Origin of the sequence: Bradyrhizobium algeriense (genome assembly GCF_003062295.1) — a bacterium.
Taxonomy (GTDB): domain Bacteria; phylum Pseudomonadota; class Alphaproteobacteria; order Rhizobiales; family Xanthobacteraceae; genus Bradyrhizobium; species Bradyrhizobium algeriense.
In genome coordinates this window covers 687,247-712,589 of sequence record NZ_PYCN01000002.1, presented here as the reverse complement: position 1 = coordinate 712,589, position 25,343 = coordinate 687,247, and the positions used below count along the sequence as shown (strand labels likewise).

Annotated in this window: 20 protein-coding genes; 13 read left to right on the top strand and 7 right to left on the bottom strand. The window is 62.6% G+C overall.

Annotated features, from left to right (window positions below; all coding sequences use genetic code 11):
* Positions 1-131 precede the first annotated feature (131 nt).
* Together C7G61_RS07380 and C7G61_RS07375 are read right to left on the bottom strand one after the other, a co-directional pair.
* Positions 132-1,061 carry a response regulator transcription factor gene (locus tag C7G61_RS07380; protein ID WP_108513402.1) on the bottom strand — a complete coding sequence of 310 codons (930 nt, stop codon included), beginning with the start codon at positions 1,059-1,061 and terminating at the stop codon, positions 132-134.
* Positions 1,051-4,422 (bottom strand): hybrid sensor histidine kinase/response regulator, encoded by a 3,372-nt coding sequence (locus C7G61_RS07375; protein WP_108513401.1) that lies wholly within the window; start codon positions 4,420-4,422, stop codon positions 1,051-1,053. Before C7G61_RS07375 ends, C7G61_RS07380 begins: the two co-directional genes overlap by 11 nt.
* A gap of 174 nt (positions 4,423-4,596) precedes the next feature.
* Between C7G61_RS07375 and urtA the strand changes: the two genes are divergently transcribed.
* The 8 genes from urtA to C7G61_RS07335 all read left to right on the top strand — a co-directional run bounded on the left by urtA (position 4,597) and on the right by C7G61_RS07335 (position 12,396).
* On the top strand, positions 4,597-5,856 hold the full coding sequence (gene urtA, locus C7G61_RS07370) for an urea ABC transporter substrate-binding protein (RefSeq protein ID WP_108513400.1): 1,260 nt from the start codon (positions 4,597-4,599) through the stop codon (positions 5,854-5,856).
* A gap of 132 nt (positions 5,857-5,988) precedes the next feature.
* A complete protein-coding gene (gene urtB / locus C7G61_RS07365; RefSeq protein ID WP_108513399.1) occupies positions 5,989-6,915 on the top strand; it encodes an urea ABC transporter permease subunit UrtB in 927 nt (308 codons plus the stop codon).
* Positions 6,916-6,932: 17 nt separating this feature from the next.
* Positions 6,933-8,075, top strand: coding sequence for an urea ABC transporter permease subunit UrtC (gene urtC / locus C7G61_RS07360; RefSeq protein WP_108513398.1), 1,143 nt, complete (start codon positions 6,933-6,935; stop codon positions 8,073-8,075).
* Positions 8,076-8,142: 67 nt separating this feature from the next.
* Complete coding sequence (gene urtD / locus C7G61_RS07355; RefSeq protein WP_108513397.1) at positions 8,143-8,898, top strand: urea ABC transporter ATP-binding protein UrtD; 756 nt, start codon at positions 8,143-8,145, stop codon at positions 8,896-8,898.
* Positions 8,899-8,916: 18 nt separating this feature from the next.
* Positions 8,917-9,606, top strand: coding sequence for an urea ABC transporter ATP-binding subunit UrtE (gene urtE / locus C7G61_RS07350; protein ID WP_108513396.1), 690 nt, complete (start codon positions 8,917-8,919; stop codon positions 9,604-9,606).
* Between the two features lie 36 nt (positions 9,607-9,642).
* The gene (gene fmdA, locus C7G61_RS07345) at positions 9,643-10,872 is read left to right on the top strand and encodes a formamidase (protein ID WP_108513395.1); all 1,230 of its coding nucleotides are present in this window, start codon (positions 9,643-9,645) and stop codon (positions 10,870-10,872) included.
* A 93-nt stretch (positions 10,873-10,965) separates the two neighbouring features.
* Positions 10,966-11,313: an FmdB family zinc ribbon protein gene (locus C7G61_RS07340; RefSeq protein ID WP_108513394.1), complete on the top strand. Its 348-nt coding sequence runs from the start codon at positions 10,966-10,968 to the stop codon at positions 11,311-11,313.
* Between the two features lie 42 nt (positions 11,314-11,355).
* Positions 11,356-12,396, top strand: coding sequence for an aliphatic amidase (locus tag C7G61_RS07335; RefSeq protein WP_108513393.1), 1,041 nt, complete (start codon positions 11,356-11,358; stop codon positions 12,394-12,396).
* Between the two features lie 69 nt (positions 12,397-12,465).
* Here the strand turns inward: C7G61_RS07335 and C7G61_RS07330 are convergent, their stop codons facing one another.
* Positions 12,466-15,576: an efflux RND transporter permease subunit gene (locus tag C7G61_RS07330; protein ID WP_108513392.1), complete on the bottom strand. Its 3,111-nt coding sequence runs from the start codon at positions 15,574-15,576 to the stop codon at positions 12,466-12,468.
* Positions 15,573-16,751, bottom strand: a complete 1,179-nt coding sequence (locus tag C7G61_RS07325; protein ID WP_244608166.1) for an efflux RND transporter periplasmic adaptor subunit — start codon at positions 16,749-16,751, stop codon at positions 15,573-15,575. Before C7G61_RS07325 ends, C7G61_RS07330 begins: the two co-directional genes overlap by 4 nt.
* On the opposite strand from C7G61_RS07325, the gene C7G61_RS07315 reads away from it, so the two are divergent.
* A complete protein-coding gene (locus tag C7G61_RS07315; protein ID WP_145963572.1) occupies positions 16,750-17,700 on the top strand; it encodes a hypothetical protein in 951 nt (316 codons plus the stop codon). The genes C7G61_RS07325 and C7G61_RS07315 overlap by 2 nt on opposite strands.
* On the opposite strand, the gene C7G61_RS44515 is transcribed toward C7G61_RS07315, so the two are convergent.
* Together C7G61_RS44515 and C7G61_RS07305 are read right to left on the bottom strand one after the other, a co-directional pair.
* Positions 17,646-18,008, bottom strand: coding sequence for a hypothetical protein (locus tag C7G61_RS44515; RefSeq protein ID WP_108513491.1), 363 nt, complete (start codon positions 18,006-18,008; stop codon positions 17,646-17,648). The genes C7G61_RS07315 and C7G61_RS44515 overlap by 55 nt on opposite strands.
* A 264-nt stretch (positions 18,009-18,272) precedes the next feature.
* On the bottom strand, positions 18,273-18,497 hold the full coding sequence (locus tag C7G61_RS07305) for a hypothetical protein (protein WP_108513389.1): 225 nt from the start codon (positions 18,495-18,497) through the stop codon (positions 18,273-18,275).
* A 455-nt stretch (positions 18,498-18,952) separates the two neighbouring features.
* Here C7G61_RS07305 and C7G61_RS07300 point away from each other — a divergent pair, with 455 nt between their 5' ends.
* Both C7G61_RS07300 and C7G61_RS07295 read left to right on the top strand, forming a co-directional pair.
* On the top strand, positions 18,953-19,630 hold the full coding sequence (locus C7G61_RS07300) for a response regulator transcription factor (RefSeq protein ID WP_108513388.1): 678 nt from the start codon (positions 18,953-18,955) through the stop codon (positions 19,628-19,630).
* Between the two features lie 84 nt (positions 19,631-19,714).
* Entirely contained in the window at positions 19,715-21,079 is a 1,365-nt protein-coding gene (locus tag C7G61_RS07295) for a sensor histidine kinase (protein ID WP_108513387.1), read from the top strand.
* 24 nt (positions 21,080-21,103) lie between these two features.
* On the opposite strand, the gene C7G61_RS07290 is transcribed toward C7G61_RS07295, so the two are convergent.
* Positions 21,104-21,397, bottom strand: a complete 294-nt coding sequence (locus tag C7G61_RS07290; protein ID WP_108513386.1) for a hypothetical protein — start codon at positions 21,395-21,397, stop codon at positions 21,104-21,106.
* A gap of 430 nt (positions 21,398-21,827) precedes the next feature.
* Here C7G61_RS07290 and C7G61_RS07285 point away from each other — a divergent pair, with 430 nt between their 5' ends.
* Both C7G61_RS07285 and C7G61_RS07280 read left to right on the top strand, forming a co-directional pair.
* Positions 21,828-22,733, top strand: a complete 906-nt coding sequence (locus tag C7G61_RS07285) for an RNA polymerase factor sigma-32 (RefSeq protein WP_108513385.1) — start codon at positions 21,828-21,830, stop codon at positions 22,731-22,733.
* A gap of 66 nt (positions 22,734-22,799) precedes the next feature.
* On the top strand, positions 22,800-25,271 hold the full coding sequence (locus tag C7G61_RS07280; protein WP_244608165.1) for an MHYT domain-containing protein: 2,472 nt from the start codon (positions 22,800-22,802) through the stop codon (positions 25,269-25,271).
* Positions 25,272-25,343 lie beyond the last annotated feature (72 nt).

Sequence of the window (25,343 nt, the reverse complement as noted above, 5' to 3'; positions counted from 1 at the left end):
CTTTTTCAATTAGCAGTGCCATTTATGCCGGTAAATGGCCTGTCCCATGATTTTGTCTGAGCCGGGGCTTCAATTGTGCCCGTCAGGGAGTTTCGGCGGACAGCGTGCTGGATCGGCAAGCTGACCTTGCGTCAAGATTTTCGATGCTTCGCGTTCACCGCGATCGCAGCCGCCGCGGTGCGGTTCTCGACGCCGAGTTTCGAGTAGATCTGCTCGAGGTGCTTGTCGACGGTGCGCGGGCTCAAGCCCAGAATTTGCGCGATGTCGCGGTTGGTCTTGCCCTTCGACAGCCACGACAGCACTTCGCCCTCGCGCGTCGTCAGGCCAAGCTCGCTGGAGAATTCCGCCGGTGCGTCGGCGCCGGAATCTTTTGCAAGCCGCAGCAGGAATTCGTTGGTGCCGAGTCTGCCCATATATTGCAGCCGGAGCTGTTCGTCGCCGGGAAGCGCGGTCATGATCGCGGCTTTCGACCCGGCCTTGCCCTTGCGGGCCTGGTCCAGCCATTGCGGGATCGGGTCGGGCAGCACGACATCGTCGTCGCTGTCAGGGCTAAGCGCATCCGACAGCAGTTTCTGCGCCTGGGGCGTCGCCCACATGATCTTGCCGACGCCGTTGACGGCGAGCAGATAGCGGCCGGAGACATCGAGGGCGGCACGCGCGCTCTGGGTCAGCCGCGCATTGGCGAGGTGGACGCGGATGCGCGCCAGCATCTCCTCGACCGCAATCGGTTTTGTCACATAGTCGACGCCGCCGGCTTCCAGCCCGCGAACGATGTGTTCGGTTTCGGCCAGCCCCGTCATGAAGATGATAGGCACATGGTCGAGGCCGGCGTCGCGCTTCAGCCGCCTGCAGGTCTCGAACCCGTCCAACCCGGGCATGACAGCGTCGAGCAGCACGATGTCGGGCGTGATCTGGTCGACGATCCGCATCGCCGCCGCGCCGTCGAGCGCGACCATGACCGTCATGCCGGCGCCGTCGAGCGCGTCGGTCAGCAGCCGCAGGGTCTCCGGCGAATCATCGACGATGAGGGCGACGTCGCGCTTTTTTGATTCAGTGATCATAGCTGTGCAGTGTTTTCAGGGCCGCCATGTACTGATCAAGATCGAAGCGGTCGATCAAGGTACGCATTTGCGATACGAAGTCGGCATGCTCAGGATAGTCGTGGCCGATCTCGTCCAGCTTGACCTGGATCGCGCGGATGTAGCCGAGTTGCCCGAGACCGATCAGTTCCTCGACATATTTCACCGGCGGACGCGATCCCGTCTCCGGTTTCCAGCGCGGCTGGGCTATCTGCTCGGCCTCGTACTGCCATTCGATCTTGAGCAATTGCCGGATCGTCTCCACCAGCTTGGGGATGTCTATCGGCTTCATCAGATAGCCGTCGTGAAACGGCTGCGCCAGCGGCGCGCCATGCGCTTCAAGCGCGCTCGCCGACACCATCAGGATGCGGGCCTGGTGATGGCCGCTGGCGCGCAACGTTTCCGCCACCGTCCAGCCGTCCATGCCCGCCATCGAGATATCAAGCAGAAACAAATCAGGCCGGCAGTGCTGCGCCAGCGCGAGGCAGCCGGGTCCGTCCGGTGCGCTCAAGAGAATAAAGCCGAGCGGCGCCAGCACCTCGCGCAAGAGGTCGCGATGGGTCGGATCGTCATCGGTAATGAGGATCGTCTTGCGCGGTCCGTGATAGCCGAAGATCGGCGCCTCGATCGGCGCAATCCGCGTCGGATTGGTGACTTCCGACAGCAGGATCTTGACGCGGAAAATGCTGCCGGTGCCGACCTCGCTCGTCACCCTGATATCGCCGCCCATTACGCCGGCGAGCAGCCGGCTGATGGTCAGCCCGAGTCCGGTGCCGGTCTGCGGCTGCGATACGCCGAGCGCACCGCGCTCGAAGGGTGCGAAGATGCGTTCGAGATCGCTTGCCTGGATTCCGGGGCCGGTATCGATCACCTCGAACTCCGCGACCGGGCTGCGGTAATGCACGACGAATTGCACGCTGCCGGTCTGCGTGAATTTCAGCGCATTCGACAGCAGGTTGATCAGAACCTGGCGCAGGCGTTTTTCGTCGGCATAGACGACGAGGGGCAGTACCGAAGGCCGCTTGAAAACGAAGTCGATACCCTTGGCGGCGGCCTGAACACGAAACATCCCGACGAGCTGGTCGAGGAATTCGCTGAACCGCACCTCGTCGCGCGACAGATAGAGCCGGCCGGCCTCGATCTTGGAAATGTCCAGAATGCCGTCGATCAGCCCCGACAGATGATCGGCGCTGCGGCGGACCACGCGCACCTGGTCGCGCGGCTTGGTGGCGAGGCTGGAATCCTGCTCCAGCAACTGGGCATAGCCACTGATGGCGTTCAGCGGCGAGCGCAGTTCGTGGCTCAGGCCGACCACATAGCGGCTCTTGGCGAGGTTGGCCGATTCCGCCACTTCCTTGGCGCGCTGCAGCTCGGCATCGGTGCGCTTGTGCGCGTCGATTTCCTGGATCAAAAGCGCGGTCTGCCGCCGCGTTTCAGCTTCGGCCGCGCGGCGACTTTGTTGCGCCAGCACGAACAGCCACGCCACCACGCCGATGATGATGGTGAGCGCGAAGAACACCTTCCACAGCACGTCGGACAGAAGGAAATTGTCCACCGCAACCGTCGCCGACGTCTGCAGGTAAATCAGCCCGAGCGTCAGCCCGACGAGCCCGGCGGATATCGCGAACACGCCGAGATAATGCCCGAACTGGGAATTGATCCGGGCGTAGATCGGCTCCGGCAGCATCTTGCCCAGCGTCTCCGACACCTGCGCGCCGATCCGCGCGTGCGGCTTGCAGAGATCGTGACAGCGCGCGTCGAGCGAACAGCACAGCGAACAGATCGGGCCGGCATAGGCGGGGCAGGAGGCCATGTCCTCCGGCTCGAACGAATGCTCGCAGATACAGCACTGGATCGCCTCGAGATTCTGCCAGCTACGCTTCGGCTTGCGCGCGATGTAGTATTTGCCGTCGGTGGCCCAGGCGATCAAGGGCGCGGTGACGAAGGCGACGGCGAGCGCCACGAAAGCGGACAGCGCCTTGGCCGTCGGCCCGAACAGGCCGTAGAACGCGCTGATCGAGACGATGGTCGCGATCGTCATCGCGCCGACGCCGACCGGATTGATGTCGTAGAGATGCGCGCGCTTGAACTCGATGTGCTGCGGGCGCAAGCCCAGCGGCTTGTTGATGACGAGATCGGCGACCAGCGCGCCGACCCAGGCAATCGCAACGTTGGAGTAGAGCGCCAACGTCTGCTCCAGCGCCTTGTAGACGCCGATTTCCATCAAGAGCAGCGCGACCATGACGTTGAACACCAGCCAGACCACGCGGCCGGGATGGCTGTGGGTCAGGCGCGAGAAGAAGTTCGACCACGCGATCGAGCCGGCATAGGCGTTGGTGACGTTGATCTTGATCTGCGAGAGAATGACGAAGGTGCCGGTCAGCGCCAGCACCAGATCGGGTTGCGACAGCACGTAACGAAACGCTTCGAGATACATATGCGCGGGCTCGGCGGCGTGCTCGCTGGAGACGCCGTGGCTGAGCGCGAAGTAGGCGAGGAACGAGCCCAACAATAATTTGAGTGCGCCAAAGATGATCCAGCCGGGGCCGGCGCTGAGCAATGCGATCCACCATGAGGTGCGAGAGGTTCGGCGGTCGCGCGGCAGAAACCGCAGGAAGTCGACCTGCTCGCCGATCTGCGCCACCAGCGAAAACACCACCGACGCGGCGGTGCCGAACAGCAGCAGATCGAGATGGCCGCTGGCATCGCCATGCTCGCCGGCGAATTTCCGCCACTCCGTAAACGAGTGCGGGTTGGCGTAGGCGATCGCCACGAAGGGGAGGATGTGCAGGACGATCCAGAGCGGCTGTGTCCACAGTTGAAAGCGGCTGATCAGGGTGATGCCGTAGGTCACCAGCGGAATGATGACGACGGCGCTGATGAGATAGCCGATCGGACGCGGGATGCCGAAGCACATCTCCAGCGCGGCGGCCATGATGACCGCTTCGAGCGCGAAGAAGATGAAGGTGAAGGAGGCGTAGATCAGCGACGTGATGGTCGAGCCGATATAGCCGAAGCCGGCGCCGCGGGTCAGCAGGTCGATATCGATGCCGCATTTTGCGGCATGGTAGGCAATCGGCAGGCCGCAAAAGAAGATGATGACACTGACGACCAGGATGGCGGCGGTGGCATTGGCTGCGCCGTAATTCAGCGTAATCGTGCCGCCGATCGCTTCCAGCGCCAGAAAAGAGATCGCGCCAAGGGCGGTGTTGGCGACGCGGGCGGCCGACCATCGCCGGGCGCTCTTGGCGGTGAAGCGCAGCGCATAGTCTTCCAGGGTTTGGTTCGCAACCCACTGATTATATTGGCGTCTGACGCGGTCAATCCGCTGCCGCCCTGCCACTGTGATGCTCCTGACTAGTTCAACCGACCCCTACGTAGCCAGCAAACTCCGTACCAAAATCTACGTCGCTATTTTGCGGTGCAATATACGCAATCCCACGTATCTGTGCAGTGCACAAATCCGAGCCATCCTCGCCTGACCAATCAGCGTTCTCGAACAAAAAATGGGGTGCTCATGTCAGACGAACCAAACAAGGGCCTGCAGTCGCCGCTTCGCCGCAAACTGCTGATGGGCGCGGCGGCACTGCCGTTCATTTCGATGCTTCCCCGGCCGTCATTCGGGGCCGGCCCCGCAACCTCCGTGGTCAACACCACGGGCCTCGCGGTCACCGATACGGAAGTCACCGTCGGCATCCTGCACTCCGCCACCGGAACGATGGCGATTTCGGAAACCGGTTCGATCCAGGCCGAAAAGCTCGCCATCGAGCAGATCAACGCCGCCGGCGGCGTGCTCGGGCGCAAGATCAAGTTCATCCAGGAAGACGGCGCCAGCGACTGGCCGACATTTGCGGAAAAGGCCAAGAAGCTTCTTGTCAACGACAAGGTCGCGGCGATCATGGGCTGCTGGACCTCGGCATCGCGCAAGGCGGTGCTGCCGGTCGTCGAGCAGTACAACGGCATGCTCTATTATCCGACCTTCTATGAAGGTCTCGAGCAGTCCAAGAACGTCATCTACACCGGCCAGGAAGCCACCCAGCAGATTCTCGCAGGCCTGAACTGGATCGCCAAGGAGAAGGGCGCCAAATCGTTCTTCTTCATCGGCTCGGACTACATCTGGCCGCGCACCTCGAACAAGATCGCGCGCAAGCACGTCGAGAATGTGCTGAAGGGCAAAGTCGTCGGCGAGGAATATTACGCGCTCGGCTCTACCCAGTTCAATTCGGTGATCAACAAGATCAAGCTGACCAAGCCCGACGTGATCTTCACCGACGTGGTCGGCGGTTCGAACGTCGCGTTCTACAAGCAGCTCAAGGCGGCCGGCGTCGACCTTTCGAAACAGGCGCTGCTGACGATCTCGGTGACCGAAGACGAAATCGACGGCATCGGCGGCGAAAACATCGCGGGCGCCTATGCCTGCATGAAGTACTTCCAGTCGCTCGACAATGCCAACAACAAGGCGTTCGTTCCCGCCTTCAAGAAGATGTGGGGCGAGAAGACCGTGATTGGCGACGTGACGCAGGCGGGCTATCTCGGCCCGTGGCTGTGGAAACTGACCTGCGAGAAGGCCGGCAGCTTCGACGTCGACAAGATCGCGGCCGCCTCGCCAGGCATCGAATTCAAGGAAGCGCCCGAAGGCTACGTGCGCATCCATGAAAACCATCACCTCTGGTCCAAGACTCGCGTCGGCAAGGCCAAGCTCGATGGTCAGTTCGAGCTGATCTTCGAGACCGCCGATCTGATCGAGCCCGATCCGTTCCCGAAGGGCTACCAGTAAGCGCAGCGGAGCTCTCCGCAAGCCTCTCCCGAGCAACCAGCTCCCTGGCGTGGACCGTCAATCCGCGCTTGACGACCCCGCGTCGCGAATTCTCTCGCGACGCGGGCACCTTTCCTCGACGGAGAAACATCGATGTTCGGCGAATATTCGATTGGCGATCTGGGCTCCATCTTCGTCATGCAGGGCTTCGCGGGCCTGATCCTGTTTTCCGTCTACGTGCTGATGGCGCTCGGCCTTGCGATCATCTTCGGCCAGATGGGCGTCATCAACATGGCGCATGGCGAGTTCATGATCCTGGGGGCCTACGTCACCTGGATGACGTCGAACCTGTTCCAGTCCTATCTGCCATCGCTGTTCTCAGGATATTTTTTCCTGGCGATGGCCTTGGCCTTTATTGCCTCCGGCGCATTGGGGATGCTGGTCGAATGGGCGCTGATCCGCCATCTCTACAAGCGCCCGCTCGATACGCTGCTCGCGACCTGGGGCCTCAGCCTGATCCTCCAGCAGACCTATCGTTCGGTATTCGGCGCCCGCGAAGTCGGCGTCGACCTGCCGCAATGGATGCTGGGCTCGCTCAAGGTCACTGACAGCATCGAGGTCCCGATCAACGGCGTGTTCGTGATGGGCCTGACCGTGCTGATCACCGTCGTGGTCGCCTATGTCTTGTACAAGTCGCGCTGGGGCCGCCAGGTCCGCGCCGTGGTGCAGAACCGTATCATGGCCGGCGCGGTCGGCATCAATACCGAGAAGGTCGACCGCTACACCTTCGGACTTGGCTGCGGCATCGCCGGCGTCGCCGGCAGCGCGTTCACCATGATCGGCTCGACCGGACCGACGTCGGGCCAGCTCTACATCGTCGACACCTTCCTGGTGGTCGTGTTCGGCGGCGCCGCCAGCCTGCTCGGCACCATCGCTTCCGCCTTCTCGATCTCGCAGACCCAGTCGACGCTGGAGTTCTTCATGTCGGGCTCGATGGCCAAGGTGCTCACGCTTCTCGCCGTCGTCGGAATTCTGATGCTGCGGCCGCAGGGGCTGTTCGCCCTCAAGGTCCGAAAATAACGAAAGCAGGCACGGTCATGATCAACTCACGCTTCTTCAATCGATCCGAGCTCATTGGTTTCGTTGCACTGGGCTTGGTCCTGTTCGTGATCCTGCCGCTGTCGCTGGATGTGTTCCGTCTCAACCTGGTCGCGAAATATCTCACTTACGCCTTTGTCGCTATCGGCCTCGTGTTGTGCTGGGGATATGGCGGCATCCTGAGCCTGGGGCAGGGCGTGTTCTTCGGCCTCGGCGGCTACTGCATGGCGATGTTCCTCAAGCTGGAAGCCTCCAGCGTCGCGAACACCAAGATCCAGTCGACGCCCGGCATTCCGGATTTCATGGACTGGAATCAGATCACCGCGCTGCCGCTGTTCTGGCAGCCGTTCCACAGTCTCACCTTCACCGTTCTCGCCATCATCCTGGTCCCCGGCCTGTTCGCCCTGATCATTGGCACTGCGATGTTCAAGCGCCGTGTCGGCGGCACCTATTTTGCGATCATCACCCAGGCCGTCGCCGCCATCCTGACCATTTTGATCGTGGGCCAGCAGGGCTACACCGGCGGCATCAACGGCATGACCGACCTGCGCACGCTGAAGGGATGGGACATCAGGCCGGACCACGCCAAGGTCATCCTCTACTTCTTTGAAGTGTTCCTGCTGTTCGGTTGCATCCTCATCGCGCAGTTTATCCGGCTGACAAAGCTTGGGCGCATCCTGGTGGCGATGCGCGAACAGGAAGATCGCGTCCGCTTCTCCGGCTACAGCGTCGCCAACTTCAAGATTTTTGCCTTCTGCATGGCTGCGATTTTCGCCGCGATAGGGGGCGCCATGTTTGCGCTCAATGTCGGTTTCATGTCGCCGTCCTTTGTCGGGATCGTGCCGTCGATCGAAATGGTGATCTACACTGCGGTCGGCGGACGGATGTCGATCTTCGGCGCGGTGTGGGGTTCGCTGCTGGTCAATTTTGCCAAGACCAGCCTTTCGGAATCCTTCCCGCAGCTCTGGCTGTTCGGCCTCGGCGCGCTGTTTATCGCGGTGGTGCTGGCCTTCCCGAACGGCCTGTCGGGAATTTGGGCTGATTACGTTCAGCCGCGTATCGACCGGCTGCTGGCATCGCGCAAATCGAAGCCGGGCGCGTGGACCGGCAATTCCGTCGCCGACGGCGCACCGGCAGAGTGAGGAGACAGACATGCTCATCGGTCACCTCGGTTGCCGATGCCCCACTAGCGGAATGAGGAGATAGATCATGCTCATCGGTCACCAGCCCAAACCCTTCCTGCTCGCGGTCGAGGCGCTCACGGTGTCATTCGACGGCTTCAAGGCCGTGAACAATCTGTCCTTCTATGTCGAGGAGAACGAAATCCGCGTCATCATCGGCCCCAACGGCGCCGGCAAGACTACCGTACTCGATCTGATCTGCGGAAAGACCAAGGCGACCTCGGGCTCGATCCAGTTTCGCGGCAAGGAGCTGACGAAGCTGAAGGAGAACCAGATCGTGCAGACCGGCGTCGGGCGCAAGTTTCAGACGCCGTCGGTGTTCGAGGACCTGACCGTGTTCGAGAATCTGGAGATTTCCTATCCGCGCGGCCGCACCGTGTTCGGCTCGCTCGCCTTCCGGCGCGACGATGCCGTGAAGCAGCGTGTCGAGGAAGTCGCCGACATGATTTTTCTGAAGGATCGCCTCGATACCTATGCCGATCAGCTCAGCCACGGCCAGAAGCAATGGCTCGAGATCGGCATGCTGCTGATCCAGGACCCGGAGCTCTTGATGCTCGACGAGCCGGTCGCCGGCATGAGCGTCAGCGAACGCGCCAAGACCGCCGAACTCCTGAACCGCATCATCAAGGACCGCTCGGTGCTGGTGATCGAGCACGACATGAAGTTCGTCGAGGACATCGCCCACAAGGTGACGGTGCTGCATCAGGGCCAGATCCTGTCGGAAGGTACGATGGAGAAGGTGAAGAACGATCCGAAGGTCATTGAAGTTTACCTCGGACACTGACACCAGGGAGCGCGTTTCATGCTGGCAATTTCCGATCTTCACGTCGCCTACGGCCAGAGCGAGGTGCTGCACGGCCTCAACGTCTCGGTCGCGCCCAACGAGATAGTCGCGATCATGGGTCGCAACGGCATGGGCAAGACGACGCTGATGAAGTCATTGATGGGCATCCTGCCGACCAAGAGCGGCTCGGTGAGTATGGAGGGCGCCGAGCTCAGCGCGCTGCCGAGCTACGAGCGCGTCGCCAAGGGCCTCGCCTACGTGCCGCAGGGCCGCATGATCTTCTCGACCATGACGGTGAAGGAAAACATCGAGACTGGCCTCGTGGTGTCAGGTGGGTCGGAAGTGCCCGAAGACATCTACGAACTGTTTCCGGTGTTGCTGGAAATGAAGAACCGCCGCGGCGGCAATTTGTCGGGCGGGCAGCAGCAGCAGCTCGCCATCGCCCGCGCGCTCGCGACCAAGCCGAAGGTGCTGCTGCTGGATGAGCCGACCGAAGGTATCCAGCCCTCGATCATCAAGGACATGGCGCGCACGCTGAAACGTATTCGCGACGAGCGCGGCCTGTCGATCGTGGTGTCTGAACAGGTGCTGAGCTTCGCGCTCGACATCGCCGACCGCGTGCTGGTGATCGAGAACGGCGAGATCGTTCGCGACGACCCGCGCGACAGCGTCGATGCCGCGCAAGTTTCGAAATTCCTGTCCGTCTGAAAACCCAACCTGTGCTGTTAAAAAGGGGAGCTATCGATGCCAGAGACACTGATCAAGGTCGATCTTTCGAAGTCGGCCTACGACAACGACATGATCCACAATCGGTGGCATCCCGACATCCCGATGGTTTCGTGGGTCAACCCGGGCGACGATTTCATCATCGAGACCTATGACTGGACCGGCGGTTTCATCAAGAACAACGATTCCGCCGACGACGTGCGCGACATCGATCTGTCGATCGTGCATTTCCTGTCCGGCCCGATCGGCGTCAAGGGCGCTGAACCCGGCGATCTCCTGGTGGTCGACCTGCTCGACGTCGGTCCGCTGAAGGAAAGCCTCTGGGGCTTTAACGGCTTCTTCTCCAAGCAAAATGGCGGCGGCTTCCTGACCGATCATTTTCCGTTGGCGCAGAAGTCGATCTGGGACATCAAGGGCCTCTATACGTCGTCGCGCCACATTCCCGGCGTGAACTTTGCCGGCCTGATCCATCCCGGCCTGATCGGCTGTCTGCCCGATCCGAAATTGCTCGCGACCTGGAACGAGCGCGAAACCGCGCTGATCGCGACCAATCCGACGCGTGTCCCGGGCCTCGCCAATCCACCGTTCGCCGCGACCGCTCATGCCGGCCGCGCCAAGGGCGATGCCAAGGCCAAGGTCGGCGCCGAAGGCGCGCGCACCGTGCCGCCGCGCGAGCATGGCGGCAATTGCGACATCAAGGATCTGTCGCGCGGCTCAAAAATCTTCTTCCCGGTCTATGTGCCGGGCGGTGGCCTCTCGATGGGCGATCTGCATTTCAGCCAGGGCGACGGCGAGATCACCTTCTGCGGCGCCATCGAAATGGCGGGCTGGCTGCATCTCAAGGTCGATATCATCAAGGACGGGGTGGCGAAGTACGGCATCAAGAACCCCGTGTTCAAGCCGTCACCGATCACGCCGAACTACAAGGACTATCTGATCTTCGAGGGCATCTCGGTCGACGAGGCCGGCAAGCAGCATTACCTCGACGTCCACATCGCCTACCGCCAGGCCTGCTTGAACGCGATCGAATATCTGAAGAAGTTCGGCTACTCGGGCGCACAGGCCTATTCGATCCTCGGCACCGCGCCGTGCCAGGGCCACATCTCCGGCGTCGTCGACGTGCCAAACGCCTGCGCGACACTGTGGCTGCCGACGGAGATTTTCGACTTCGACATCATGCCGTCCTCGGCGGGACCAATCAAACACATCACGGGCGACATCCAGATGCCGATCTCGCCGGACAAGTGATCCCCGCGCGAGAAGGATGCGGGACGGCTCAAGCGTGCCGGCCGCCCCGCATCCGCTGTTGTGACCTTCCAAATCATAGCGCGAGGAAACGCAATGCCCGTCTACGAATATCTCTGCAACGATTGCGGCCCGTTCACGGACATGCGGCCGATGGCCGAATGCGACGACCCGCAGGATTGTCCGCGCTGTGAGACTGAATCGCCGCGCGTGATCCTGACCGCGCCGGCGTTCTTCTGCATGCCATCGGACAAGCGGAAAGCGATGGCCACCAACGAGCGCAGCGCCCACGCGCCGAAGACAGTCGCCGAATACAAGGCCGCGCACGGCCCCGGCTGCGGCTGCTGTTCAACCGGAAAGAAGAAACCGGCCCGGCTGATGACCAAGACGCGCAGCGGCGCCAAGGGTTTTCCGACCGCACGCCCATGGATGATCAGCCACTGAAGCGCGATCCTTCAAACCCAAACCAGAACAAGAGGCGATCCAATGCTCCACGGTGACATTTCCTCCAGCAAAGACACGGTCGGCGTCGCAGTCGTCAATTACAAAATGCCGCGCCTGCACACCAAGGCCGAGGTGCTCGACAACGCCCGCAAGATCGCCGACATGATCGTCGGCATGAAACTCGGCCTGCCGGGCATGGATCTCGTGATCTTCCCGGAATATTCCACCCACGGCATCATGTACGACTCGAAGGAGATGTACGAGACCGCCTCGCAGATCCCCGGCGCCGAGACGGAAATCTTTGCCGAAGCCTGCCGCAAGGCAAAAGTCTGGGGCGTATTCTCGCTCACCGGCGAGCGCCACGAGGAGCATCCGCACAAGGCGCCGTACAACACCCTGATCCTGATGAACGACAAGGGCGAGATCGTCCAGAAGTACCGCAAGATCATGCCATGGGTGCCGATCGAAGGCTGGTATCCCGGCAATTGCACCTATGTGTCCGAAGGCCCGAAGGGCCTGAAGGTCAGCCTGATCATCTGCGACGACGGCAACTTTCCGGAGATCTGGCGCGACTGCGCGATGAAGGGCGCCGAGCTGATCGTGCGCTGCCAGGGTTACATGTATCCGGCCAAGGAACAGCAGATCCTGATTTCCAAGGCGATGGCCTGGGCCAACAATGTCTATGTCGCGGTCGCCAATGCCGCCGGCTTCGACGGCGTCTATTCGTACTTCGGTCACTCCGCGATCATCGGCTTCGACGGCCGCACGCTAGGCGAGACCGGCGAGGAAGAATACGGCATCCAGTACGCAGGCTTGTCGAAGAGCCTGATCCGCGATGCTCGCCGCCATGGCCAGTCGCAGAACCATCTCTTCAAGCTGCTGCATCGCGGCTATACCGGCATGATCAATTCCGGCGAAGGCGCTCAAGGCGTCGCGTCCTGCCCCTATGACTTCTACAAGAAGTGGATCGACGATCCCGAAGGCACGCGCGAAATGGTCGAGGCAATGACGCGGCCTACGGTTGGCACTGACGAATGCCCGATCGACGGCATTCCGAACGAGTTGACGGGGAGCAATTACTAGAGCGCTGAGCCAGCGCGTGCCTCCCGGGCGACCGGCCGGGCGGCTGCATTGGGCTGCCCGGGATTGCCGTCATTCGGCCGGCGTCAGGTCGGCAGCGCCGTCGATCGCCGGCTTCGGCTTGCCGAACAGCCAGGTCTGCAGCCTGTCGAGGTAGATGTAGACCACCGGCGTCGTGTACAGCGTGAGGAGCTGCGACACGGCGAGACCTCCGACGATGGCGTAGCCGAGCGGCTGGCGTATCTCGGAGCCGGCGCCGGTGCCGAGCATCATCGGAACGCCGGCAAGCATGGCCGCCATCGTGGTCATGAGGATCGGGCGGAAACGCATGATGCAGGCGCGATAGATCGCTTGCTCCGCCGTCAATCCCTCCTGTTTGCCGACATGCAGGGCGAAATCGACCAGCATGATGCCGTTCTTCTTGACGATGCCGATCAGGAGGATGATGCCGACAATCGCGATCACGCTGAGATCGAGGTGAGCCGCCATCAGCAGCAACAATGCTCCCAGCCCCGCCGACGGCAGCGTCGAGATGATGGTGATGGGATGGATCAGGCTCTCATACAAGATGCCGAGGATGAGGTAGATCACGAACAGCGCGGCGGCGATCAGGATCGGCGTGGTCGACAGCGAATCCCCGAAGGCCTGCGCGTTGCCCTGGAAGCTCGTCTGCAGCGACAGCGGCTTGCCGAGTTGCTGTTCGATATGCTGGATGGCCGTTGTCGCTTCGCCGATCGCCGTGCCCGGCAGCAGGTTGAAGGAGATCGTCACCGACGGGAACTGGCCCTGATGGTTGACCACGAGCGGGGCGACCTTGACCACGCTGTCGACCAGCGTCGATAGCGGCACTTCCTGGCCGGCTGAGGATTTGACATAGATGCCGGTCAATGCCTCCGGCGAGTACTGGAACTTCGGGTTGACCTCCATGACGACGTGGTACTGGTTCAGGGCCGTGTACATGGTCGAGACGATGCGCTGGCCAAAGGCGTCATCGAGCGTGTTGTCGATGGTGAAGGGCAGGATGCCGTAGCTCGACGCCACCTCGCGCTTGATGGCGATGTCGAGCAGGGGACCGGAATTGAGCTGGTCCGTCGCGACGTCGGTGATGCCGGGGACCTTCTTGATCCTGTCGAGGAACAGTGCCGCCCAGTGGTTCAGCTCGCCGGGATCGGCGTCGCCCAGCGTGTACTGATACTGGGTTTTCGAGACCCGGCCGCCGATGGTGATATCCTGCGCGGCCTGCATATAGAGCGTGATGCCCTGGATCTTGGCCAGATTGGTCCGCAAGCGCGCGAGCACCGTTTCCATGCTGTCGCGTTGCTTGTAGGGCTTGAGCGCAATGTAGATGCGGCCGTTGTTGACGGTGGTGTTGCCGCCGCCGGCGCCGATCGCCGAGCCGATGGATGCGACGGCCGGATCCCTCATGATGGCATTGAGCAGGGCCTGCTGGCGCTCGGTCATCGCCTGATAGGAAATATCCTGTGCGGCTTCGGACAGGCCGATGATCAGCCCGGTGTCCTGCTGTGGAAAGAAGCCTTTGGGAATGACCACGTAGAGATAGCCGGTCAGTGCGATGGTCGCAAACATCGTGAGTAGCGTGATGAAGCGGTGACGCAGCACGATTCTGAGCCCCGCCTCGTAGGCGCCGAGCAAGGCATTGAAGCCGCCTTCAGAGAGGCGGAACAGCCGCCCATGCGTCCTGCTTTCTGGCTTGAGCAGCCGCGCGCACATCATGGGCGTCAAGGTCAGCGAGATCACCAGCGACAGCAGCAGCGCCACGCTGACGGTGACGGCAAATTCGCGGAACAGCAGCCCGACATATCCGCCCATCAGGAACAGTGGAATGAACACCGCGATTAGCGACAGCGTGATCGACATGATGGTGAAGCCGATTTCGCCGGCGCCCTTCAGCGCCGCTTCGTAGGGCGTGGCGCCTCCCTCCATGTGCCGCACGATGTTCTCGATCACGACGACGGCGTCATCGACCACGAAGCCCACGGCGATCGACAGTGCCATCAGCGATAAATTGTCGAGGCTGTAGCCGAGTTCGTAGAGGACCGCGAAGGTGCCGATCAGCGACAGCGGAACGGTGACCGCCGGGATAACCGTCGCCCAGAAATTTCTCAGGAAGACGAATATCACCATCACGACAAGCGCAACCGTCAGTATCAGCGTGAACTGAACGTCGTGGATGGATGCGCGGACCGTATCGGTGCGGTCGGAGATGACGTTGACCTTGACGGCGGGTGGGATCGATGCCTGCAGCACCGGCATCATCGCCTTGATCCGCTCGACAGTGTCGATGACGTTGGCGCCGGGCTGGCGCTGGATCGCCATGATGACCGCGCGCTGGTTGTTGTACCAGCCGGCGATCAGGTCGTTTTCCGGCGCGCTGACGGCGCGGCCGACGTCACGGATGCGGACCGGCGAGCCATTTCGGTAAGCGATCACCAGATTGGCGTAATCGTCCGCGTTCAGCAGCTGATCGTTGGTGTTCAGCGTATAGGTCTGGCGCGGGCTGTTGAGCGTGCCTTTCGGCAGGTCGACATTGGCCTGGCCGAGCGCCGTGCGGACGTCCTCCAGATTGATGCCGCGCGCGGCAAGCGCCTGCGGATCGAGCTGCACCCGCACGGCGGGCTTTTGCTGGCCGCCGAGGCCGACGAGGCCGACGCCCGGTATCTGCGAAATCTTCTGCAGCAGGATGTTTTCCGCATAGGCGTCCACCGTGGTCAGCGGCAGGCTGTCCGAGGTCAGGCCGAGTACGAGGATCGGCGTATCGGCCGGATTGACCTTGCGGATCGTCGGCGGGTAGGGAATGCCAGACGGCAGAAACGGACTAGCGGCGTTGATTGCCGACAGCGTATCGCTGACCGTTCCGTCGATCTGGCGGTTCAGATCGAACTGCAGCGTGATCTGGGTGTAGCCAAGTGCGCTCGCCGACGTCATCTGGGTGAGACCCGGAATCTGGCCGAACTGGAGTTCGAGCGGCGTCGCGACCGACGCCGCCATGGTCTGAGGATCGGCACCCGGCAACTGCGCCGTGACCTGAAGCGTCGGATAGTTGACGTTCGGCAGCGCTGCGATCGGCAGCAGCGGATAGGCGACCAGGCCGCCGACCAGAAGGCCGACCATCAGGAGCGCGGTCGCGATCGGCCGCTGGATGAAGGGTGCGGATATGTTCATGGGATGATCGCCTGTTGTGCTTGCTGTGCCGCTGCTTCCTCGGCCGCTTCGCCGTGCAGAATCGTGACATGGGTGCCCGGCAGCAGCCGGTACTGTCCGTCAATCACGACCTGCTCGCCAGCCTTCAGCCCGGAATCGATCAGCGCTTCGCCGTCGGCGATTTGAGCGACCTTGAGCGGACGGATCGCGACCGTGCTGTCGGGTTTGATGACATACGCATAGGCGCCGTTCGGACCTTGCTGCACGACGGAGGCAGGGACGGTCAGGCCGTTGTGCCGGGTCGTAACGAGCAGCCGCGCATTGACCAGTTCACCCGGCCACAGCTCGCGCGACTTGTTGGGAAAGGTTGCCTTGAGCTGGATCGAGCCGGTGGTCTGCAGGATCTCGTTGTTGACCAGCGCGAGTTGGCCCTTACCCAGCTCGAGCGTATCGTCCTGGTTATAGGCGAGGACCGGAAGCGGTGTTTTGGTCGCCTGCTCCTGCCTGAGGATCTGCGGCAGCACCCCTTCCGGCAGGGTGAAGATCAGCGAGATGGGATCGAGCTGCGTCACGACGACGAGGCCGTTGGGCGTCGTCGGGCTGATGATGTTGCCGACGTCGATCTGGCGAATCCCGACCACGCCGTCGATCGGCGAGGTCAGCCGGGTGTAGCTGAGCTGCACCTTGGCGGCTTCGATCAGCGCCTGGTCGGTCTTGATCGCGGCCTCGAGCTGGCCGACCTGCGCGTTCTGGGTCTCGATCAGCTGCGGCGTGGCCCAGCCCTTGTCGCCGAGCTGGGTGTAACGCGTGAGATTGGCACGGGCATTGGTGAGTTGGGCCTGGTCGCGCTCCAGATTTCCCTCGAACTGGTCGATCTGGGCCTGGTAGGGGCGCGGATCGATTTGCGCGAGCAGGTCGCCGGCATGGACGGTCTGTCCTTCGGTGAAGTTGATGCTGATGAGCTGGCCCTGGATCTGGGCCCGCACGACGTCGGTGTTGTAGGCAATCACGGTGCCGACGCCGTTCTGGTAGATCGGCACGTCATGCTGGCTGACCACGCCGGCCACGACCGGGACCGGAGCCGGCGGCGCGGCTGCGACGGCGGCCTTGAATAAATGGGCATGCGTCAGGAAGAGGAGGCCGCCCGCGGCGGCGACGCCGAACACGACGGCAGGTATTGCGACTTTCATTTTCATGGCTGCTTCTCGCACGTGGGTTTTCGCTCAACGCAACATCGTGGCGGCGGCTGACAGGCCCGGTATCGTGTTCGGTGCCCCTGTGATGTTCGGTATCCCCGTGATGGGATCGGTCAGCGCGCCGACAGCTGTCGTGTTCGCGGCCGGCAGCGTGACGGCGGGCACTGTCGGGATCGTTGGCGCGATGGTGCTGATGGTGGGTCCGACGGTGATGGTGGGCACCATCGCGGCGGAGCTGACCCCGAGATTGCCGATCTCGGTCGACCCCATCGGAATGCCGGTGCGCGGCACGCCGCCCGGCGTCATGGGAGACGTCGGCATCGATGACGCGGCAAGATTTCCCGAGCCGGCGCCGCACATGCTTTGGGTACCCGAAGTATCGATCAGGGCCGATGTCGGCGAAATACCCGATGACGACATTGCTGATGTCGACATTCCCGGCATCGTGGACATCGTGCTCTGCGGTGTGACGGTCCCGACGTCCACGCCGCCGCCGTCAAAGGTGGTCGCCGATCCGAACATCGTTGATGGTGCCGTACCGATGGTCGAGCACACGGTGCTGCCAATGGTCGACGAGATCGGCGCCGGACTTACGCCGGGGGAGGCGATTTCCGTTGCGCCAAACGGGATGCCGGTGCCGCCGACCGGCGCGCTTGGCACCATGCCGAGCGGCGACGTGGTCGAAAGCGAAGGCGTCGGCATTACCGCGGCCTGCTGCGCAAAGGCCTGGCCGCACAGCAGGGCCAAGGCTGTCGTGATCATCAGGAAGCGTTTCATGGTGCTCTCCGGTGCCGGTCAGGCGGCGACGAACATGAAGGGAGGCGATCGGTCAGGGGGCATCGAGAAAGTGCTTTCCGGTCCGACAGCCTGCGAGGCGGGATTTGCGCGAGGGTCTCAGCTGCAGCTCAGCGGCAAGGGCTGGTCGGGATGCAACTCGTACCAGTCGTAGCAATCGGGATAACCGTAGTAGCCGTATCCCGGTCCGTATCCGCCGAAGCGATGCAGGGCGTGCTGGTGCAGTCCGAAACCATACGCGCCGATGCGGCCGCCGCCGCCGACACCAACGCCCCCCATGTGTTCGCCGCCGCCTATGCCGCCGAAGTGGCCTCCGCCGCCAAAACCGCCGCCCATATGGCCGCCGCCACCGAAGCCGCCGCCGTGACCGCCACCGCCGCCGCCACCGCGGGCATCGGCCGCGCCCGCCATCAGGCTCGAAGCGAGAAGCGCTGTTGCCAATATCGTGATCATCCGTTTCATCATGACACTCCTTTTCAGTCAGATTGCTCGGCGCCGTGACGTGCGAACTTCAACGAGCCACGCGAACGAAACGTCGGATGACTGACAGGTAGGTGCGATGCACAAAGCCTCCATTAAATTCGCCGTTAGTCGCGTTCACGAACCGGAGCAGCAGCAAACGTGCGTCAAACGGCGAACTGCCCGGGCGCGCGCCAAAAGAAGACGGGCTGGCGGGATATCCCGCCAGCCCGTCTTGTTTCGTCGCTCCCTCGCAGTGCGAGCGGGTCAGTAACCCGTGTTGGGCTCGCAAGGCGGCGCGGTCCACGGTTCGGAGGCGTAGGCGCCGACGCGCGGAGCGCGGATGCAGCTATCGCCTTCGCCGCGATGCATCGTCGACATCACGCGGCCGTCGCTATCGGTGACGACATGCCGCGAGGTGGCAGCCAGCACCGGAGTGGCAAAGGTGGCTGCGGTGAGTAACACAGCCGACAGAAGTTTCACTTTGTGCATTGGTGTTCTCCATAGGTGAGGGGAAGCCAGGCTGGCTTCTCCCTGTGACGTGCGGCCGGCCCGCCATCGTCCAAAGGGCACATCGCTTCACGTGCTTTCAACTCGGCGTGAGAATGATGCGGGGCCCGATCTGTTGCCTGGCCCGGCCCGAAATCGCCCGCAGGACCTGACGATGCCGGCCTGTCGATTCATTAAATCGCTATTTATTGGCGCCGCGCGCCGACGCGCGTTACCTGTTTCGAGCGGGCTCGCTGTGCTCGTACCGAGGCAGCGGAAATGGCGGCCGGGCGGATGGCGTACGCCGGAGCCCAAAGGGATGGCGGCGCTGTCCGGCTCTCCTGAACCCGTGAGAGACTTGCGTCGTCACCATGGCTTTATCGGCCGGCCGGCGTATCATTGCGACCGAGCCGTGCCATGCGGCGGGAGGGGATCTTGATGGCAGTCGGAATGATCTCATGACGAAGGTTCTGCTCATAGAAGATGACGACGAGACGGCTGGAGAAATCGCCGCCGAGCTGGCCGATCGCGGCTTCGATGTGGAATGGTCGTCCAACGGACTGGATGGTCTCGCCAAGGCGCGCGACTTGCGGCCGGATGCCATGATCGTCGACCGCTTGTTGCCGGGAATGGACGGCCTTACCGTCATCGAGTCCCTGCGGAAGGATCAGGTGCGCACGCCGGTCCTGGTGCTGAGCGCGCTTGGGGCGGTCGATGACCGCGTGCGCGGATTGCGGATGGGTGGCGACGACTACCTCACCAAGCCGTTCGCGGTCGTCGAACTCGTCGCGCGAATAGAGGCGCTGCTGCGCCGCCCGCCGGAAACGCGGGAAACCACCCTGCGGGTGGGACAGCTCGAACTCGACCTGATCGAGCGCACGGCGAAACGCGGCGAACGCGAGATCGATCTCTTGCCGCGTGAGTTTCGCCTGCTCGAATACATGATGCGGCGGAGCGACCAGCTGCTCACGCGGGCCATGCTGCTCGAGGAAGTCTGGAACTACAAGTTTGTCCCGGCAACCAACCTGGTCGACGTGCATATGGGCCGCGTGCGGCACAAGGTCGACGGTCCGGGCGACACCCCGATGATTCAAAATGTCCGCGGCGCGGGGTTCATTCTGCGCGCGGTGTCCTAGGTTAATTCCCGGGTTGTTTTTGACGAGCGCGCCCGCGTCGTCGGAGCCGGCGAGGTAATCGGGCGGCAGGATTCGAAGCATCAGATGCAGTTCATACGCTCGAACACGTTTCACTGGGCCGCCGCACTGGCAGCCCTGTTCGCGGCTTTCGTCACGATCCTGTTCGGCTTCATCTACTTCAAGATCGATGGTTACCTGATCGCGCGTTCCGATCGCATGGTTACGACGCAGGTCAATTTCTTTGCCGCGCTGCCGCCCAGTCGCTTGATCAGCGCGCTCGACGATCATCTTGGGCAGGATTCCCGCGGTGTCCAGTTCGCCGGCATCTTCGATGCAAAGGGAAGTCGCCTTGCCGGCAATGTCGCACGCCTGCCGGACGATCTCGGGACCGGCGCGCCGGTGAAGAGTGTGCGGATGGCGCGGGCCGATGACAAGGAGGCCGGCGCTCCATTGGTCAGGGCCGTCGCGCGGAGCCTTGATGATGGCAATGTCCTGGTGATTGGACGCAACGTCGACGAGACCCAGGAAATCTCCAGGGTTGTCGGAGCAGCGCTCGCGCTTGGCCTGTTGCCCGCGTTCTGCTTCTGGCTGCTGGCGGGCGCGTGGCTGAGCGTTCGCGCGCAAAAGCGCGTCGAGGAGGTCAACATGCGGGTTCGGCGCATCATTGCCGGAGATCTGCGCGAGCGGCTGCCGCACCGGAATATCGATGAACCGTTCTCGCGGCTCGCTGCCATCGTCAACGGTATGCTCGATGAACTGGAGACCACCATCAACGCGCTGGCCGGTGTCGGCAACGACATCGCCCACGATCTGCGAACGCCGCTGACGCGCGCACGGCTGACGCTGGAGCGCGGCCGCACCAACGCGACGACCCTGGAGCAGCTCCAGCAGGCCGCCGACAAGGCCATCGCCGGCATCGACCAGTCGCTGTCGATCGTCACGGCGCTGCTGCGCCTGGCCGAGATCGAGAACAGCCGCCGGTCAGCCGCATTCGGCGACGTTGCGCTCGGCGAAATGCTGCGCGAGGTCTGCGACATGTATGAGCCGATCGCCGAAGACAAGCAGATCGCGCTGAGCGCGAGTACGTCAGGCACGCTTCACGTGCGCGGCGATCGAGACCTGCTGCTGGAGGCGGTTGCCAACCTTGTCGACAATGCCATCAAGTTCACGCCCCGGAACGGCAGCGTCAAGCTGGAGCTGCTGCGCGGCGAGGGAGAAGCCATCCTGCGTGTGACGGATACGGGTCCGGGGATCAGCGACAAGGAACATGAGGCCGTGCTGCGCCGGTTCTATCGCTCGGACAAGATCCGCAGCACGCCGGGCATAGGCCTCGGACTCAACCTGGTTTCGGCCATCGTAAAACTGCACGGATTTCGCCTGATCATCCACTCCGGCCCGGGAGGCCGGGTGGAGATCATTTGTCCCGATGAGCCCATCGGCCAGGCATAGAATCGGTGAGCTGCGAAGGCGACGTCATCCATGCGGGTGGCCGTCATGCTCGGCGTGAGAGGCGCGGTGGACTCTGCCATGATACCAGACGGTGGGGCTGACCATGCCGCTTTGCCTTTCGTTATAGGATTGCATCACCGAAGGCGGCATCCCTTCCATCCTGTAGGCCGGCGTCGGGGCGCCGCCGTTCAGGACGTCCAGATTCGGATAAGAGAATGCAAAGGCGCCCGGCTCCTGAATGGCTTCCTGAGCGAAGGCGGGCGCCGCTGCCATCAGCGACAGCAATCCTGCGACAGCGATTGTCTTGATCGATTTCATTGTCTTTCTCCATATCGTCGATGCGGGAGTTCGCCGGACGCGAAAGCGCGATCACAGCACCGTAACGGGCCGTGTATTTCCGAATGCGAACTGCTCGCTTGAAGCTGCATCCGGGACAGCGGATGCATGATGGAGATGTAGGGCGGGGGCGCCGTCGCCCCACTAAATTGCCTTTCACGAAGCTCAACTAATCTTGAGCCGTCTTGAGAAGCGTTTGTGTAGGAAGCGAGATCACGCGAGCGTGCGCGGCGGCTCACCGTTCGATCTTTCACAAATTTGTTCGGAACGAAATCGTGCGATTTTTAAATCAAGACGATAGTTGCGCAAATTCCTAACAGCGAATTTACGTTCCTCAATTCCAATTTAATGGCTGTATCGTGGTGCCTTCTCCTAGGGTCTGCCTGCCGGACCCTATGGATTGGAGCCACCCATGAACGCTCACTGCACAACACTAATGTCGGACAGACGCGAGATATTGACCGAAGGCAGATCGCGCGCGCTCGTCGATGAGTACGCCTCCCTCATCAAGCGATACGTTCTGCTTGAACCGACGCGGGAGCAGCAGCTCGCACGGCGCTGGCAGGAGCATCGCGACCGCAGCGCGACCGATGCGCTCGTCACCAGCCATCTCCGGTTGGCGGCAAAGGTCGCGCGCCGCTACCAGCGATACGACCTTCCGCTTGCCGATCTGATCGGTGAAGCCAATCTCGGCCTCGTGATCGCGGCTTCGCACTTTGAGCCCGGCCGCGGCGCCCGGTTTTCCACCTACGCGCTGTGGTGGATCAAGGCCGCGATTCACGATTACATCCTGCGGTCGCGGTCGCTGGTCAAGATCGGGACGACGGCGGCGCAGCGGAAGCTGTTCTTCGGCTTCAGGCGCGCCATGAACAAGTTCGGCGGCGACAGGGCAGGGCTGACGCAGGAGGTGGCCGAGGCCGTCGCGCGTGAGCTCGTGGTCCCGCTTCGCGAAGTGATCGAGATGAGCAGCCGTCTGACGGGGGACGTCTCCCTGAATGCGCCGGTCAGCGATGACGGACCGACCGAATGGGAGGCTATGCTGGTCGATCATTCGCCGAACGCCGAGGCGATCGTTGCCGAGCAGGACGAAAGCGCGCAAAAGGCGAAAGCGCTGCGTTCGGCCCTTGATGTGCTGACTGCGCGGGAGCGGCGTGTGTTCGAGGCGCGGCGGCTCAGCGAGGATCCGCCGAGCCTGGAGGATCTCGGACGCGAGCTGTCCATTTCCGGCGAGCGCGTGCGGCAAATCGAAACGCTGGCCTTTGAAAAGGTCAGGCGCGCTGCCACCAGGAATTTGAGACCTGCTCTCCTCCCGGCGTGAGAGGCGGCCGGCCGGCAAGAGAGCGGCAAGCGCTACCGTTCGCGCCGGCCGCTTTCTTAATGCCCATTGAAGCCGTTGAATAACCTAGCGGATTTTGATTTCGCCATTCGGAGGTTCGATCCCTCCCGGCCCGGCCAGGCTTTTCGTCGAACCTGGCCTTCAACTATTCGGCACCGGAACAATGCACTGTTGGAAAAACGGTGCTATTCAGATGTCTTCACTGCGTCGTCGAACGGAATGCATCACCATCCAGGCTCCCATGACCCCGTTCTCGTCGCGCTGTCGGTCCTGATCGCCGCGCTTTCTTCCTATACGGCACTGGACCTCGCGACTCGCATGCGGGCCGCTTCAGGTTCCGCCAGCCTGGGCTGGCTCGGGGCTGCGGCAGTCGCGATGGGCGGCGGCATCTGGTCCATGCATTTCGTGGCCATGCTGGCCTTCAGCCTGCCCGGCGTGGATATTTCCTACGATCCGCTCCTCACGCTCCTCTCGCTTGCCATTCCCATCCTGGTCGCGGCAGCCGCGTTTGTCGTCGTAAGTCGGCGGTCGAACGCGCTCGTCGTTTCCGGCATTGCAATGGGGCTCGCGATTTCCGGCATGCACTACACCGGCATGAGCGCGATGGAGATGGCGGCTTCGATCCACTACGATCCCGTCTGGGTCGTGCTTTCCATCGCCATTGCGATCGGAGCGTCCATCATAGCGCTGCGCCTTGCTTTTCACATGACGAGCGTGCTCGAGCGCATATTGGCGGGCGCCGTCATGGGCGTAGCGATTTCCGGGATGCACTACGCAGCCATGCAGGGCTCTTCCTTCGTTCCCGCGGATGCCGTCCTTGGCCGCGCAGCACCCGGCGCGGTGGGACAAGCGCCCCTCGCGTTCCTGATCGCCGGCACGACGATTGTCGTCCTTGTCATGGGGCTTGCTGCGGCCGTGTACGACCGGTTCTCGGCAGAACGAGCTGGTCGCGAAGCCGAGGCGCTCAGGCGAAGCGAGGAGAGATTCCGGCTGCTGGTGGAGGGTGTGGCCGATCACGCCATCTTCATGCTCGACCCCGAGGGACGGGTGGCGAACTGGAATCTCGGCGCGCGCCGGCTGATCGGCTACAGCGACGAGATCGTCGGGACGCACTACGCCATCCTTCACACGGACGAGGAGCGCTATTCCGGAATTCCGGATGCCATGCTTCTGGAGGCAAAACGGGAAGGCAAGTCGACAGGCGAAGGCTGGCGCGTTCGCAAGGACGGCAGCCGCTTCTGGGCCGAGACGACTATACGCGTGGTGCGAAACGAGCGGGGCGAGCCCATAGGCTTCGCCAAGATCGTTCGGGACGTGACGGAACGCCGCCGAGCCCAGGAAGCGCTGGAGCGCACGCGCGACGCGCTCGTGATATCGCAGAAGATGGAGACTGTCGGACAGCTTACCGGCGGCGTGGCCCACGACTTCAACAACCTGCTCGCCGTGATCCTGGGCAGCCTCGAACTCGCGAAGAAGCGCCTCCAGCCCGAAGATCCCAGGATTCACCGGCTCCTCGACAACGCGATCCAGGGTGCCCTCCGGGGGGCCTCGCTGACCCAGCGCATGCTTGCATTCGCGCGCAAGCAGGACCTCAAGCCCGTCGTCGTGGATGTCCCGGAACTGGTGCGCGGAATGGCAGCTCTCTTGAAGTTTGATCCGGGCATCCGGGTCGAGACCCGTTTTCCGATCGAACTCGCAAATGTGAAGGTCGATGCCAACCAGCTGGAGCTCGCGATCCTCAACCTCGCCGTCAATGCGCGGGATTCGATAAGGGCGGGCGGCGGGGTGATCAGCATCTCCGCACGCGAAGAGCATGCCATCGACGGCCTTGCGGAGGGACGATACGTCGCGCTCGCGGTGAGCGACACCGGATGCGGCATGGACGAGAAGACGCTGAAGCATGCGCAGGAGCCGTTCTTTACGACCAAGGGTATTGGCAAGGGAACCGGTCTCGGCCTCTCGATGGTAAAAGGGTTAGCCGAACAGTCCGGAGGCGTGCTGCTGCTGAAGAGCCACATCGGCGAAGGGACCACGGCCGAGATCTGGCTGCCCGCCTGTCAGGACGAAAAGGTGCCGGTGCCACATGCGGCTGAGCCGCCGCGCTCCGCATCCCGCGGCAGTCGACCCATCTCCGTGTTGGTCGTCGATGATGACCTTCTTGTTCTCGACAGCATCGCTGCGATGCTCGATGATCTCGGCCACGCCGTGATCGAAGCGCGCTCTGGCGAGGAGGCAGTCCGGCTGCTGCCCCGAATGCCGAAGATCGACATCGTGGTGACCGATTACGCCATGCCGGGAATGAACGGGCTTCAGCTGGCCGAGGCCGTGGCCGCCGAGCGTCCCGGCACGCCCGTAGTGCTCTGCACGGGATATGCCGAGCTTCCAGGCTCAACGGAGCCTCACCTGCCTCGCATTTCCAAACCGTTCGACCAGACGGCGCTGGTGGCCGCCATCGAGGAGGCAATGCGTGTACAGGCCGAGATGCGCTCGGTTTTGACCTTGCACCCGAAGAGAGCCTAGCACGGAGACGCCGCGGCCATTTTTTCTGTGGCCCTGGCGCCGAGCGACACCGTTCATGCCGCCCGCATGTCG